10 protein-coding genes are annotated in these 13,811 nt (G+C 61.4%); 8 read left to right on the plus strand and 2 right to left on the minus strand.

Annotation, left to right across the window (positions count from 1 at the left end):
• Positions 1-57 precede the first annotated feature (57 nt).
• Entirely contained in the window at positions 58-2,199 is a 2,142-nt protein-coding gene (locus M5B43_RS11860) for a condensation domain-containing protein (protein WP_248750285.1), read from the minus strand.
• A gap of 229 nt (positions 2,200-2,428) precedes the next feature.
• On the opposite strand from M5B43_RS11860, the gene M5B43_RS11865 reads away from it, so the two are divergent.
• The 8 genes from M5B43_RS11865 (at position 2,429) to M5B43_RS11900 (ending at position 12,709) form a co-directional block, all read left to right on the plus strand.
• Positions 2,429-2,947: a sigma-70 family RNA polymerase sigma factor gene (locus tag M5B43_RS11865; RefSeq protein ID WP_248750286.1), complete on the plus strand. Its 519-nt coding sequence runs from the start codon at positions 2,429-2,431 to the stop codon at positions 2,945-2,947.
• Positions 2,948-3,091: 144 nt separating this feature from the next.
• Entirely contained in the window at positions 3,092-4,882 is a 1,791-nt protein-coding gene (locus M5B43_RS11870; RefSeq protein ID WP_248750287.1) for an ABC transporter ATP-binding protein, read from the plus strand.
• On the plus strand, positions 4,876-6,645 hold the full coding sequence (locus M5B43_RS11875; RefSeq protein WP_248750288.1) for an ABC transporter ATP-binding protein: 1,770 nt from the start codon (positions 4,876-4,878) through the stop codon (positions 6,643-6,645). Before M5B43_RS11870 ends, M5B43_RS11875 begins: the two co-directional genes overlap by 7 nt.
• Entirely contained in the window at positions 6,642-7,586 is a 945-nt protein-coding gene (locus M5B43_RS11880) for an iron chelate uptake ABC transporter family permease subunit (RefSeq protein ID WP_283099457.1), read from the plus strand. Before M5B43_RS11875 ends, M5B43_RS11880 begins: the two co-directional genes overlap by 4 nt.
• On the plus strand, positions 7,583-8,533 hold the full coding sequence (locus M5B43_RS11885; protein WP_248750289.1) for an iron chelate uptake ABC transporter family permease subunit: 951 nt from the start codon (positions 7,583-7,585) through the stop codon (positions 8,531-8,533). Before M5B43_RS11880 ends, M5B43_RS11885 begins: the two co-directional genes overlap by 4 nt.
• A complete protein-coding gene (locus tag M5B43_RS11890; protein WP_248750290.1) occupies positions 8,530-9,312 on the plus strand; it encodes an ATP-binding cassette domain-containing protein in 783 nt (260 codons plus the stop codon). The genes M5B43_RS11885 and M5B43_RS11890 overlap by 4 nt, the downstream gene beginning before the upstream one ends.
• A complete protein-coding gene (locus M5B43_RS11895) occupies positions 9,309-10,292 on the plus strand; it encodes a siderophore ABC transporter substrate-binding protein (protein WP_248750291.1) in 984 nt (327 codons plus the stop codon). Before M5B43_RS11890 ends, M5B43_RS11895 begins: the two co-directional genes overlap by 4 nt.
• 149 nt (positions 10,293-10,441) lie before the next feature.
• Entirely contained in the window at positions 10,442-12,709 is a 2,268-nt protein-coding gene (locus tag M5B43_RS11900) for a TonB-dependent siderophore receptor (protein ID WP_248750292.1), read from the plus strand.
• On the opposite strand, the gene M5B43_RS11905 is transcribed toward M5B43_RS11900, so the two are convergent.
• A complete protein-coding gene (locus M5B43_RS11905) occupies positions 12,706-13,713 on the minus strand; it encodes a LysR family transcriptional regulator (RefSeq protein ID WP_248750293.1) in 1,008 nt (335 codons plus the stop codon). The two genes, M5B43_RS11900 and M5B43_RS11905, sit on opposite strands and share 4 nt — an antisense overlap.
• Positions 13,714-13,811 lie beyond the last annotated feature (98 nt).

The following is a 13,811-nucleotide window of genomic DNA, read 5'->3' on the forward strand; positions in this document are numbered from 1 at the left end:
ACCTGACAGGCCGGGCCTTGGCAAAGCCGAACGCTTTGACAAGGCCCTGCGCGAGGGTCAGATGCGGATGTGGTCCAGGGCGATGGCATCGGCCCCCGGTGTCGAAAACAGCGCGAACATCTGCTCGATCATTGCGCTCATGCGCGCCATCTGTTCTGCACTGTAGCGGTCCGAGCGGTACGTGATCACCAGGCGTAGCGCGCGGTTGCCATCGATCATGTTTTCCATGATTTCGAATTGAATACCGAACATCGACTGGTTCTTGTCCGGGTCAATCTGGCGGTAACGGATGGCTCCGGTATCGGGGGTGTGCAAGGCACCATTCAAGGCGTTATTGGCATGAATCTGGATGTACACGTCGAACAGCAGGCCGTCGGCCGGTGTCATGCCCAGTGCCTGTTGAATCTGCTCCATCGGCACGTCGGCGTAGGCCATGGAGTCGTTGATCAGGCGGCTGACGCTTTCAATCATTGCGCCAACTGCCTGCTGCGGGTCGAATTGCACACGATGCGCCACCATCGTGGTGAAGTAACCAACCGTGTCGTAATACGCAGGGTCGGTTCGACCAGAGGCCGACGTACCAATCACCAGGTCTTTGAGGCCGGCGAGTTTATGCAGGGACAGCACGATCGCCGAATACACCACGCCAAACAGCGAGGCGTTGTTTTGTCGGGCGAAGGCATACAGGTGATCGATGGTGTCTTGGGCAGGTTTGATTTCGAACCACTGTGCCTTCGTCGAGGCCTGCTCGGCCGGTTGGCCGGAGGCGGGCAGCGTCAGGCCGCGGGTTGCGTCACGCAGCATGTTCGTCCAGTAATCAAGGTGCTGCTGGTTGATGCCGGTGGCCTGTTGCCGCAGGGCGAACTCATGGAATGAAGGGGCCGGGCTTTTCCAGAGCGGCACTCTATCGGCCGCGCGGGCCAGGTACGCCTGGGCCAGCTCTTCCATCATGACGTTCAGTGACCATTCATCAATTGCCATGTGATGCACGAGCAGCGACAGGGTCTGACGCTGGCGTTGCGCGTCTTCAATAAAGCGAACCCTGAGGGGCAGTTCACGGGTCAGGTCGAACTGATACGCAGCTTCGCTTTGCAGGGTTGCGCCCCGGCTTTCATGGCTTGGCCAGAACCACTTGTAACGGGACAACTGCGAGGCCGGCACGATCTGCTGGTACGCCTCATTACCGTCGAAGTGGAAGGTGCTGCGCAGGCTGGCGTGGCGCTCCAGCAGGTCATGGAACGCTTGCTCGAACAGCGCTTCATCGACCTTGTCGAGAAACTCCATGGCAAATGGCAGGTTGAAAATCGTACCGAACTCAAAGGCCGCATAAGCGCGCCCGAGTGAGGCTTGGGCCAGTGCGAAGGGGGCTGTCTGTACGTCGTGCGGCAAGGCGTCGCCAGTTGCTGGTGCATCGGCTTTAGCGATAAGCCGGGCGCGCGCGGCCAGGGCTGCTGCCGACGGTGCGCTGAAAAAATCATTGAACTGGACTTCGATGCCATGGCTGCTCAACAGCTTGCCGATGATGCGGGTCGCGAGCAGGGAGTGGCCTCCAAAGTCGAAGAAGTCATCCGTCGCGGCCATGCCGGGTTCCGCGAGGGCCTGGCGGAACTCATTCAGGATAGTGGCGGTGATGGCGGGGTCATTCGCCTGGGCAATCGGTGCGCCAGCCGTTTCGCCATTGTCGGCCGGGCGATGCAGCCAGGGTCGTGGGACATCACGGATGGGATGGCCGGTGTAGGTGGTCAGGGCCTGGCGGTAAAGGTCGTGCGCCTGGCAGGTGTGGTCGAGGATTTTATGCAGCATCAACGCCAGGATCGGCGCCTGCGTGGTTTGCACAATCAGCGCCTTGAACGGCGGCTGGCTCTGTGCGTCCCAGGGGGCCGCTTGCTCAGCTTGCAGATGGTCGCTGGCGTCGCCCGGCAAATGAATGCGTTCAACGCAGGATTGCCAGTCATTCGCCTGGAGTTTGTCGACCTCGCCGTCATCGTTGAAGGCGTAGCGAGTGTTCAGGTCGGGCAAGGATTCGATAACAGCCTGTAAGGCTGATTCCAGTCGTGAAAGGTCGATGTCCGTGTCGAGTTGCCAGGCGCTCAAATGCTTGAGCGTGCGCTCGGGATATTGCTGCTGCAAGAGCCAGATATTTTCTTCGTAATCGTTGGCAGATCGCTGCGATAACGTATCTGGAGTGAGTTCCATCATGGAAATTTCCCGCCTTATCAAACTGAACAGTAAGAAGTAGAGGTGGCACCAAGTGCCGGCAGACCCATCCTCGGTCTGGTGTAACGCCTGGGATCCCGGGCGTCAGAGGACGTGCAACGCAGGGCGCGTTGCAGGGGCATTATTTACACCGTATGATCACAAATAATAATCATACATATTCGCATTAGTCAAAAGCTGGTCGCGAGTGGAATTTCTCAGGAGAGGTGTTGTGAACAACGGAGCGTTCGCGTCCAAACAGCAATTTGAGCAGCTGTACGTCGACCATCACCGCTGGTTGTGCAGCCTGTTGCGTCGCAAGTTGGGCAACTCGGTCGATGCCGCGGACCTGGCCCATGACGTTTACCTCAACCTCATCAAAAAAGGCCAGGTGCCTTCCCATGAAGACTCGCGCTGCCACCTGACCCAAATCGCCAAAGGCATGGTGATCGACTTGTATCGCCGCCGTCGCCTGGAAGCCAGCCACCTGGAAGGGTTGATGCAACAGGCCGAGCCCCAGGTGCCGTCCGAAGAGATCCGCGCACTGGCCACCGAAGCCCTGGTGCAAATCGATGGCGCCCTGCACGCCAATCCTCCCAAGGCCCGTGAAGCCCTGTTGCTGTGCAAGCTGCACGGCATGGGCTACCGGGATATCGCCGCCGAATTGAAGGTGTCGGTGTCTTCCGTCGAAAAGTACATCGCGGCGGGGCTTAGGGCCTGTCGCCCCTTCGTGTCGGCGGCCGGTCTGTGAAACGGCAAACAGATTAATCGGTTGTTCGATTGAGGGTTTTGCCGCGGCGTTCGGAATACACAGTACGCACCGCGTAAAACGCTCGGACGCAAAGCAAGCCAGGCAGGCCGTAAGGCCACCGGCAGTGGTTATTCAGGAGAACTCATGAGTGTTAAAGACAACCCCGCCACCGGCTCGGTGTCCCAGGTATTACGCCCTATACGCGGGCGACTGATTGTCGCTGCGGTACTGGCCGCCGTCGGCACTCTATTGACGATGGTGCCCCTGGCCGGTATTGCCCACATCGCTCAACTGGCCCTGGGGCAGGCAGAGACGGCAACCAGCTGGAGCCAGTTGCAAGGGCCGATCTGGCGTGTGGTGGGTATCAGCCTGGGGTGCCTGTTCGTTGGCATGACTCTGATCTCGATGGGCGAGATGGTTGCGCACCTGGCCGATAATCAGATTACCGGCCACCTGCGCCTGGCCATTACCCGCCGGCTGGCCAAGGTGCCGCTGGGCTGGTTTACCAGCCGTGCATCGGGGGAAGTCAAGCAGGCCATGCAGGATGACATCGGTACGTTGCACAGCCTGACGGCGCACTTTTTCACCACCCTCGGCCGTACTCTCGGGGCGGTGTTGGCTGCGGTGGTGTACCTGTTTGCGATGGATTGGCGCATGGCGATTGTTTCCCTGCTGCCATTCCCACTGTTCTTCCTGTTTTTCACGCGGGCGACCAAGGCCAGCGGCGCAAACATGCAAGCGTTCGGCGCCGGCATGGCGCGTATCAACAATGCGGTGGTCGAGTTCGTCAACGGGATCCCCGTGGTCAAGGCTTTCGGTGCCGAGGGCAAGGCCCATGGCAGCTACCGCAGTGCGGTCGATGCCTTCGCCCTGGCGTTTACCGACTTCACCCGGCCACTGGTCAGTGCCATGGCCAACGCCCATGCCATGATCACGCCGGTTGCGGTACTCGGCGTGGTCTTGGCCTTCGGTACGTGGCTGGTGAGCCTGGGTTGGATCACCCCGGTAGAGGTACTGCCGTTTGCCTTGGTGGCGCCAGGCATCTGTGCGCCATTGCTGTTGTTGAGCTACATCACCCACGACCTGAACAACGCGACCGCGGCGGCCCAACGGGTGCAACGGCTGCTGGAAACCCCGGTGCTTGAAACCCAGGCCGGCGAACCTGCACGGTTGCCCGACAGCGCCGAAATTTGCGTCGAACAAGTGGGCTATAGCTACGACGGCGAGCACCCCGTGCTCCAGGACCTGAACTTCACCCTCAAACCCGGCACGGTCACGGCGATCGTCGGCGCGTCCGGCTCCGGCAAGTCGACGTTGGCGCGCCTGCTGCTGCGCTTTTTCGATCCGACTCACGGGCGCATCACCCTGGGCGGCGTCGACCTGAAGCAGATCGAGAGCGCGCAGCTGTACCGGCGCATCGGTTTCGTGCTGCAGGAGGTCCGCCTGATCCACGCCAGCCTGCGCGACAACATCGCCTTGGGCCGCCCCTCGGCCAGCCAGCACGACATCGAAGCCGCCGCGCGTATCGCGAACATCCACGACCGCATCCTGGCTCTGCCACGCGGCTATGACGCGGTGATCGGTGAGGACGTACAGCTCTCCGGCGGCGAGTTGCAACGCGTGAGTATCGCCCGCGCCGTGTTGCTCGACCCGCCGGTACTGGTGCTGGACGAAGCCACGGCGGCGGCCGACGCCGAGAACGAGGTGAAGCTGCAGCAAGCCCTGTCGCGGTTCGCCCAGGGTCGCACCTTGATGGTGATCGCCCATCGGCTCGATACGGTGATGCACGCCGACCAGATCATCCTGATCGACAACGGCACGATCTGCGAACAAGGCACGCACCACCAACTGCTCGCGCGCAAAGGCCGCTACGCCAGGCTATGGGCGTTGGGGGGTTATGAACAGGCCAAGGAACAGGCGGTACCGACATGCTGAAAACCTTTATTCAACTGCTGGGCGAAGACGCCCCGGTATTGCGCCGCTACCTGGCGATGACGCTGGTCTACGGCCTGCTCTGTGGGCTGACCATCATCACCTTGGTGCCGGTTCTCAGCAGCCTGCTGGGTGGCGACACCCACACCGCCGGGCAATGGTTGATCGCCTTGGCGGTCGGCGTGGGGGTGTGTTGGGCACTGCGGCGCACCGTGGAAAAAGCCGGCATTCGCGTTGGCATTGCGGTGCTCCAGCGTGGTCGCCATCGGCTGGGTGACCACGTGGCGCGTTTGCCCGTGGGTTGGTTCACCGCACAAAACACCGCGCGGCTCAGCCATATCGCCACCCAGGGCATGATGGAAATGGCACAGCTTCCCGCGCACGTGTTCACGCCACTGATCACGGGTGTGGTGACGCCGTTAGTGATGCTGCTGGCGTTGTTCGCGCTGCATTGGCCAATGGGCCTGGTTGCACTGGCGACGTTGCCGGTGCTGCTTGGGGTCTTTGTGTTGACCGCGCGCCTGGGGCAGCGGGCAGACCAGGACTTCCAACACAACGCGGCCCTCACCAGCCAGCGCATGGTCGAGTTCGCCCAGGCGCAATCGGTGCTGCGTGCCTTCAACGGCGAGGCGGGCGGTACGCAGTTCCTGGAGCAGGCCATCGGTCGCCAGCAGCAGGCGGCCAAGCGCTTGATTCACGTCTCGGCGATGTCGGTGGTGTTCAACGCCTGGGCCGTGCAGGTTGGTTTCGCGGCCCTGCTCGTGGCTGCCACGCTGTGGTTGGGTGAGCTGTTGGGTGCAAGCCTGGCGCCGGGTTCGGTGATCGCGGTGATGGTTGCGCTGCTGCTGGTCACCCGCTTTATCGACCCGCTGCTGGAAGTGGCGGGTTACAGCGAAGTGCTGCGTGGTGCGCGCAGCCAATTGGGCGCTGTGCGGGAGATCTTTGCAGTCCGGCCTCTGCCCGAACCCCAAGCGCCTCAGGCGCCCGTGGGTGGCTGCGTCGAACTGCGCAACGTCAGCTTTCGCTATGCCGAGGGCCAGGCGGATGTGTTGCGTGATGTCAGCCTGCGTATCGAGCCCGGCAGCATGACTGCCCTGGTCGGGGCTTCCGGTTCGGGCAAGACCACGCTGGTGCGGTTGATCGCGCGGTTCTTCGATGTCACCCAAGGCAGTGTGATCGTCGGTGGGGTGGACGTACGGCAAATGTCCGGCGAGCAACTGGCGGGCCAGATCAGCCAGATCTTCCAGGATGCCTACCTGTTCCAGGGCAGCATCGCCGACAATATTCGCATCGGTAAACCGTCTGCCAGCGACGCCCAAGTGATGGAAGCGGCGCGACAAGCCGGCGTGGCGGAGATCATCGAGCGCCTGCCCCAAGGCTTGGACACGCCGGTGGGCGAGGGTGGGGCGCGCTTGTCCGGCGGCGAGCGGCAGCGAATCTCCATCGCCCGTGCGTTGATCAAGGATGCGTCGATCCTGTTGGTCGATGAGGCTACCGCCGCGCTCGATGCCGAGAACCAGGCGGCCATCGCCGAGGCGCTGGCGCGTTTGCGCGGCACGCGTACCTTGATCGTCATCGCACACCAACTCTCGACCGTGGCCATGGCCGACCAGATTCTGGTGCTCGATAACGGCCAGGTCAGCGAGCAGGGCTCCCACGCGCAATTGAGCGCCAAGCCTGGGCTCTACGCGCACTTTCTGGCCCAGCGCCGGGCGGCGAAGGGCTGGCGGATTGCCGGGGCGCTTGGCGGTGAGGACGCTTCTTGAGTCGTGCAGCCTTACTGATCCTGTTTGGCGTGCTGTGCTGCCTGTCGTTGATGGTGGGGGTCAAACAGGTCTCGTGGGCTGAGCTTTTCAGCTTTTCCGACGATGCCTGGCTGACACTCACGGCCAGCCGGCTGCCGCGCCTCGCCGCGTTGATTCTCACCGGGGTCGGGCTGGCCGTGTGCGGCGTGATCCTGCAGCAGATCGTGCGTAACCGGTTCGTCGAGCCTGGCACATCCGGTGGGCTGGATGCCGCCAAGCTGGGCATTCTGATCTCTCTCACGGTGGCTCCGGCGGCTGGCGCGGCCGGGCGGATGCTGTTCGCCTTGGTGTTCTGTTTCGCCGCGAGCCTGATCTATGTCGCGATCATCCGGCGCATCCAGTTCAAGAACACGGTGATGGTGCCGGTCATCGGCCTGATGTACGGCAGCGTCTTGAGCGCCATCGCCGAGTTCTACGCGTACCGTCACAACATTCTGCAGAGCATGCAAGGCTGGATGCTGGGCGACTTCTCGAAGATCGTGCAGGGCAACTACGAGATCATCTACCTGATCCTGCCCATCGTCGTGCTCACCTACCTGTATGCGCACCGGTTTACCGTGCTGGGCATGGGCGAGGGCATGGCCACCAGCCTGGGCCTGAATTACGCCGCCAATGCGGCCCTGGGCCTGATGCTCGTGGCGGTGACCGTCTCGGCCACGGTGATTACCGTGGGCGCGATCCCCTTTGTCGGGCTGGTGATTCCCAACCTGGTGGCCCTGCATTACGGCGAAAACCTGGAACGCACATTGCCCATCGTCGCCCTGTGCGGCGCGTCGTTGCTGTTGGCCTGTGACATCCTCGGCCGCCTGTTGATCTACCCCTTTGAAGTGCCCATCGGCCTGACCGCCGGCTGTGTCGGCGGCGTCGTGTTCCTGGTGCTGCTGATCAGGAAATACACATGAAGCGTATGGCAACCCGTTACGGCCCCTGGCTGCTGGTCCTGATACTGGCGCTCGCCTTCCTGTTGCTGGGCTCGGGCCTGGACTTCAGCTATGTGATCCCCAAGCGCTTCACCCGGCTGGCGGCGATGTGCATTGCCGGTGTATGCATTGCGTATTCATCGGTGATTTTCCAGACCATTGCCGGCAACCGCATACTGACGCCGGCCATCATGGGCTATGAAGCCATTTACCTGTTGTTCCAGGCGCTGCTGATCCTGGTGCTGGGCACTCACAGCCTGGTGCTGCTGGGGCGCGACGGTAATGTCTTGTTGTCGGTGCTGTTGATGCTCGGGTATTCCTGGCTGGTGCACCGCTGGCTGTTCCGCGACGGCAGCCACAACGTGTATTTGCTGCTGTTGCTGGGGTTGGTGCTGAGCATGGTAATGGGCACCTTTACCCAATTTATCCAGCTGAAGATCAGCCCGGGCGAGTTCTCGATTTTCCAGGGCTTCAACTATGCCTCCTTCAACAAGGCCCAACCTGGGCAAGTGATCTATTCGGGTGTGCTGGTGGCGGCGGTGTGTTTCATCGCCCAGCGCACCTTGCCGGTACTCGATGTGTTGTCGTTGGGGCGTGACCAGGCCATTTCCCTGGGGGTCGATTACCCGCGCAGCGTGCGCCTGCAACTGGCACTCATCGCCGTGCTCGTGGCGGTGTCTACCAGCCTGGTGGGGCCGACAGCGTTCATGGGGGTGTTCGTGGCGAACATCGCTTATGCGCTGGCTCGAACCACACGCCATCAGGTCACGTTACCGCTTGGCTGCGCCATCGCCATCGGCATTTTCATCATCGCCCAGTACCTGGTCGAGCAACTGTTCAACTACAACACCTCCGTCAGCATCCTCATCAACCTGGTGTGTGGTGGGTATTTCCTCGCGCTGATGATCCGAACCCGAGGCACTCCATGATCTCCCTGCATCACGTTTACAAAGCCTATGGTGCCAAGCCGGTACTCAGTGACGTCAGCGTGCAGTTCCCTCCGGGCCAGGTGACGTCGCTGATCGGCCCCAATGGCGCGGGCAAATCCACGCTGCTGATGTTGATCGCGCGCCTGCTGACGCCCACGCGGGGCGAGGTGTTGATCGGCGGGCGGCGCATCTCGGACGTGCCCGTGCGCGACTATGCCCAGCGCGTCGCCACCTTGCGCCAGTCGCCGGATTTCAACCTGCGCCTCACCGTTGAAGAGCTGGTTGCCTTCGGGCGATTCCCCTACAGCCGTGGAGCGTTGACTGCCCATGATCGCCAAGTGATCGACGAGGCCATCGAATTCTTGTCGTTGCAGCCTCTGCGCCTTTGCTACATCGACGAGCTCAGCGGCGGGCAGCGACAGATGGCGTTTCTAGCGATGACCATCGCCCAGCAAACGGACTACCTGCTGCTGGATGAACCGCTCAACAACCTGGACATGAAGCACGGCGTGCAAATCATGCGCGCCCTGCGCCGTTTGTGTGATGAACAAGGCCGCACGGTGATCCTGGTGGTGCATGACATCAACTTCGCCGCCAATTATTCCGACCACATCGTGGCCATGAAAGGCGGCACCGTCCACCGCCACGGCCCCGTGGAGCAGGTGGTGACCGAGGCCAACCTGCGCGAGCTGTTTGACCTGGATTTCGAAATCCTGCAGAGCGAACAAGGGTTCGTCTGCAACTACTTCAACCCATCACCGTCAAGGGAACTGATATGAGCACTGTTCACCCCCACAGAATCTGCGCGCTGCTGCTGGCAATGGCCGTCGCGGCGGGTTTGCAAGGTTGCGACAAGCCGACCGCAGAGGCCAAGGTGCCGGCGGCCGCCCAGGCACACTACGAGCCGATCACCATCGAGCACCCGCTGGGGACCACCGTGGTGTCCAAGTTGCCTGAGCGCGTGGTGGCCTTTGACATGAGCGAACTCGATACCCTTGATCAATTGGGCGCGCCCGTGGTGGGTATCGCCAAGGACTACGTCGCCAGCTTCCTCACCCGTTACCGTGACGATGCGAATGTCGCGGACGTGGGCGCCACCATCCAGCCCAACCTGGAGCGGTTGCATGCGCTCAAGCCCGACCTGATCCTGATCTCCCCACTCCAGGCCCAAAGCTACCAGGCCCTCAGTGAGATCGCCCCAACCGTGTATGACGATGTGGACTTGACCAACAAGACCGGCAACCTCATCGAGACGGCCAAGGCCCACTTGACCCTGCTGGGGCGCATTCTCGACAAACCCGAGCTGGCGCGTCAGAAGGTCGCGGAAATGGACGCCAAGGTCGAACAGACTCGCCGCGTCACGGACGGGCGTCCGGAGAAAGCGCTGATCGTGTTGCATAACAATGGTGCCTTCACCTCCTACGGCGTGAAGTCGCGCTACGGTTTTGTCTTCGACACCCTGGGCGTGAAACCGGCCAGCACCGATATCGAAGCCGGTTTGCATGGCCAGCCGATTTCCAATGAATTCATCCAGCAAGCCGACCCCGACATTCTCTACGTCATCGACCGTACGGCGGTGATGGAGCATCGCCCGGCGCTGGACATCCAGAGCCTGGACAACCCGCTGCTGCGCAAGACCAAAGCCTGGAACAACGGGCGTGTAATCTTCGTCGATGCCCAGACCTGGTACCTGTGCACCGCCAGCGTGACCTGCCTCAACCGCATGGCTGACGAAGTGGTCCAGGGCTACAAGGGCTGATTCAACGCGCGTGTTCGTTGCCTTCAAGGCCGTTGCCGTTCAGGTTTCGGCCTTTTTAGGAATATTTATCATTTAGATTGAGGGTTTGTGGTTCTGGTACGGAAACCTAATGAATGCACTTCACTACTTCGCATCGAAAGGAATCCAGTATGTCGGAACACGGCCGCCCAACTCGCGCCAACCCTGATGTATCGCCCGCATCACAGCGTACTTTTCCATTCACCTTGAACCGCACGTTTTCTGCCGTGCAGATGGCACTGCTGCTGGGGTTGAGCGGGGCGGTGTGCGCGGCCCCTGAGACCGAGCCGTCACAGCAGCCGCGGGCAGAGGCTGGCAAAGACAGCCTGGTGCTGTCCGAAACCACGATTGAGGGCCAAATGCTCACCGCCGATGACTTGCCGCCGGCCTATGCCGGCGGGCAGGTTGCCACGGGGAGCCGGGTCGGGCTGCTGGGCAACAAGGACTTCATGGAGACGCCGTTCAACGCCATCAGCTACACCGATGAGTTTGTGCGTAACCACCAGGCCAAGGACATTGGCTCGGTGATTGGCGCCACCGATCCCTCGGTCAACGTGCCTTCCAAGCGCGCTATCCTCGAAACCTTCTTTGTTCGGGGCTTCAATACCGGCGCCAACGACATCACCTACAACGGCCTGGTCGGCATGGCGCCGAACCTGCGGGGCGCGACCGAACTGGCCGAACGCATCGAAGTGCTCAAGGGCCCCTCCGCGCTGCTCAACGGCATGCCGCCCGATGGCAGTGTCGCCGGCAGCATTAACATGGTGCCCAAGCGCGCCGCTGATGAGCCCCTGACACGGCTGACCACCAGCTACGAGTCCAACGGGTTATACGGTGCCCACGCTGACGTGGGGCGACGTTTCGGTGAACAGAACCAGTTTGGTATTCGCTATAACGGCGTCTATCGCAATGGCGACACCAATGTGGACGACCAGAAACAAAAGATGCAGCTCAACGCCTTGGGCCTGGATTGGCGTACCGAGCGTGTGCGCCTGTCGTTGGACGCCTACAAACAGCGCGAACGCCTGGATGGCGTCAACTATTTCGGTATTGCCTCGATCTCCCCAACGGTCAATAAAGTGCCCAGCCCGAAGAAAGGCACTAACTCCCTGGCCCCGGACTGGGCCTACACCATCAACGACACCGAAACGGTGCTGGTCCGTGGCGAGGTCGACTTGAATGAATCGCTGACCGCCTTTGCAGCCTATGGGCAGCGCGACGGCGGGCGTAATGCGCTGATGACCCGCGACACGCTGATCAACAACGCCGGCGACATCAACGTCCTGGCCTATCGTTCGGACGGGCAGGGCACCCAGAAATCCGGCGAGGCAGGTCTCAAGGGCGTCTTCGACACCGGCCCGGTCGGCCACGCCTGGTCGTTGGCGGCGACTCAATACAAGTCGCAGATGCGTTACAAGGATCTGCAAATCCCCAATTATGTGGTCACCAACTACGACAACCTCGACTTCGGCCCAACGCCGGACTTGAGCAAGTACGGTGCGGTCACTTCGCGCAGTGAAGCCAAGCTCAAGAGTTTTGCGTTTCTCGACACCTTGTCGTTCCTCGAGGGGCGTGTGCAGTGGACCGTGGGCTGGCGTAACCAGACCGTTGAAAGCGCTTCCCTGACACCGGCTCGTGTCAAGACCTCCCGTTACAGCGATAGCCGTGTTTCGCCGGCCACCGCATTGCTGGTCAAGGTGACCGACGATGTCTCGGTCTATGCGAACTACATCGAAGGCCTGTCCCAGGGCAGCACAGCACCCACCACCGCGAATAACTCGGGTGAAATCCTGGCGCCCTATCAGACCAAGCAGTATGAGGTGGGAGCCAAGTTTGACCTGGGCAGCTTCGCCACTACATTGGCGTTGTTCCAGATCGAAAAACCCAGTGCCTACACCGACCCGACCACCAACATTTATGGCCTGAACGGCGAACAGCGTAACCGTGGCCTGGAGTGGAATTTCTTCGGCGAGGCTCAACCGGGTCTGCGTTTGATGGGCGGCGCGTCGTACACCAAGGCAGAGCTGACCAAGGCACTGGTCAAACGCAACGAGGGCAACCAAGTGACTGGCGTACCGAAGATCATCGCCAAGCTGGGGGCCGAGTATGACCTGCAGGCCGTGCCTGGGTTGACCCTGACCGCCGGCACCCAGTACATCGGTAGCCGTTACGTCACGGACGACCATCGCATGGAGTTACCGTCGTACACGGTCTTTGACGTCGGTGGTCGCTACACCACCAAGGTCATGTCCAAGCCGGTCACCTTGCGTGCGAACGTGGAGAACGTGGCTAACCGCGCGTACTGGATCGGTTCCTACAACGGCGGCGATGGCAGCGGCCTGTCCGGTGGCCTGGGCACGCCGCGCACGCTGCAACTGTCGGCATCGGTGGATTTCTAACCGTCGGCCCTAAGGTGCGGGAGCGTTTTTGCCGCACCTTTTTCAGCAGTGCCCCCGCCGACCGGCTCAACGGTGTATTGAAAGCCCCCCGACAACTTGTCCTTTAGAAAGCCCACTAACGCACTGACCGATCTTGGTACATGGGGCGAGTACGGGCGGATCAAATAAATTTCATCGGCAAACGCCCCTTTGAGCGTCCAGTCCTTGAGCACCTGCACCAGCTTGCCACTGGCGAGCGCGGCATAGGCGCTGAAATCCGGCAGCAGGGCGATGCCCAAATGGCTGAGTGCCGAATCACGCAACGCTTCGCTGTTGTTCGTGGAAAAACTGCCCGAGATGGGCACGGTCACTCGCTTGACCTCTTTTGTACCGTGCTCGAAGGTCCAGGCCGGCTGATCGGTTCCGCGTGGATAGTAGAGGCAATTGTGGGCGGTGAGATCGCCGGGTTCACGGGGTTCGCCGTGAAGTTGCAGGTAGTCCCGCGTGGCGACCAGCATCGACGAGGTGTCGCATAACTTCCACGCCACATGGGTTTCCGGCACCTGGAAACCGTGCCGCACTGCCAGGTCATAGCCCTCGGCCGCCAGCGAGCTCAAGGCGTCCGACACGTCCAGTTGAATCCGCACTTGCGGGTGTTGCCGCAGGAATTGCGACAGGTGAGGCACCAGTTGTTGCCGGGCGAACGCCACCGGTGCGGTCAGGCGCACCAGCCCGCGAATCTCCCCGGCAGCGTCACGCACCGAGGAGAAACTGCGAGCGATGTGGGCGTAGGCGCTGCGCACTTCGCGGGTTAACGACTGCCCCGCATCGGTCAGCCGCACACTGCGGGTGGTGCGGGTCACCAGCCGGGTGCCGGTGGCTTTCTCCAGGTCGCAAATGCGCTGGCTGACTGCCGACTTGCTCACGCCCAAGCGCGCCGCGGCGGCGGTGTAGGTGCCTTGTTCCTCCAGTACCGACAGCCAGTGAATGTGAGTCCACAGCCCTTCGATCTCGGCCTTTTCCATGGTTGTATTGTTCGCATATGAAGACAATAAGTTCTGGATTCTGCTCTGGTTTGGAACAAATCGAAAGCCTATCGTGTGTCCCAACGCCACTCACCTGG

The sequence above is a fragment of the Pseudomonas sp. MWU15-20650 genome (genome assembly GCF_023242475.1).
Lineage (GTDB): Bacteria > Pseudomonadota > Gammaproteobacteria > Pseudomonadales > Pseudomonadaceae > Aquipseudomonas.

What these genes read in the sequence shown, in the direction of transcription:
- M5B43_RS11860 (WP_248750285.1), bottom strand. Translation starts at nt 2,199, where the DNA reads ATGATGGAACTCACTCCAGATACGTTATCGCAGCGATCTGCCAACGAT.
- M5B43_RS11870 (WP_248750287.1), top strand. Translation starts at nt 3,092, where the DNA reads ATGAGTGTTAAAGACAACCCCGCCACCGGCTCGGTGTCCCAGGTATTA.
- M5B43_RS11875 (WP_248750288.1), top strand. Translation starts at nt 4,876, where the DNA reads ATGCTGAAAACCTTTATTCAACTGCTGGGCGAAGACGCCCCGGTATTG.
- M5B43_RS11885 (WP_248750289.1), top strand. Translation starts at nt 7,583, where the DNA reads ATGAAGCGTATGGCAACCCGTTACGGCCCCTGGCTGCTGGTCCTGATA.
- M5B43_RS11890 (WP_248750290.1), top strand. Translation starts at nt 8,530, where the DNA reads ATGATCTCCCTGCATCACGTTTACAAAGCCTATGGTGCCAAGCCGGTA.
- M5B43_RS11895 (WP_248750291.1), top strand. Translation starts at nt 9,309, where the DNA reads ATGAGCACTGTTCACCCCCACAGAATCTGCGCGCTGCTGCTGGCAATG.
- M5B43_RS11900 (WP_248750292.1), top strand. Translation starts at nt 10,442, where the DNA reads ATGTCGGAACACGGCCGCCCAACTCGCGCCAACCCTGATGTATCGCCC.
- M5B43_RS11905 (WP_248750293.1), bottom strand. Translation starts at nt 13,713, where the DNA reads ATGGAAAAGGCCGAGATCGAAGGGCTGTGGACTCACATTCACTGGCTG.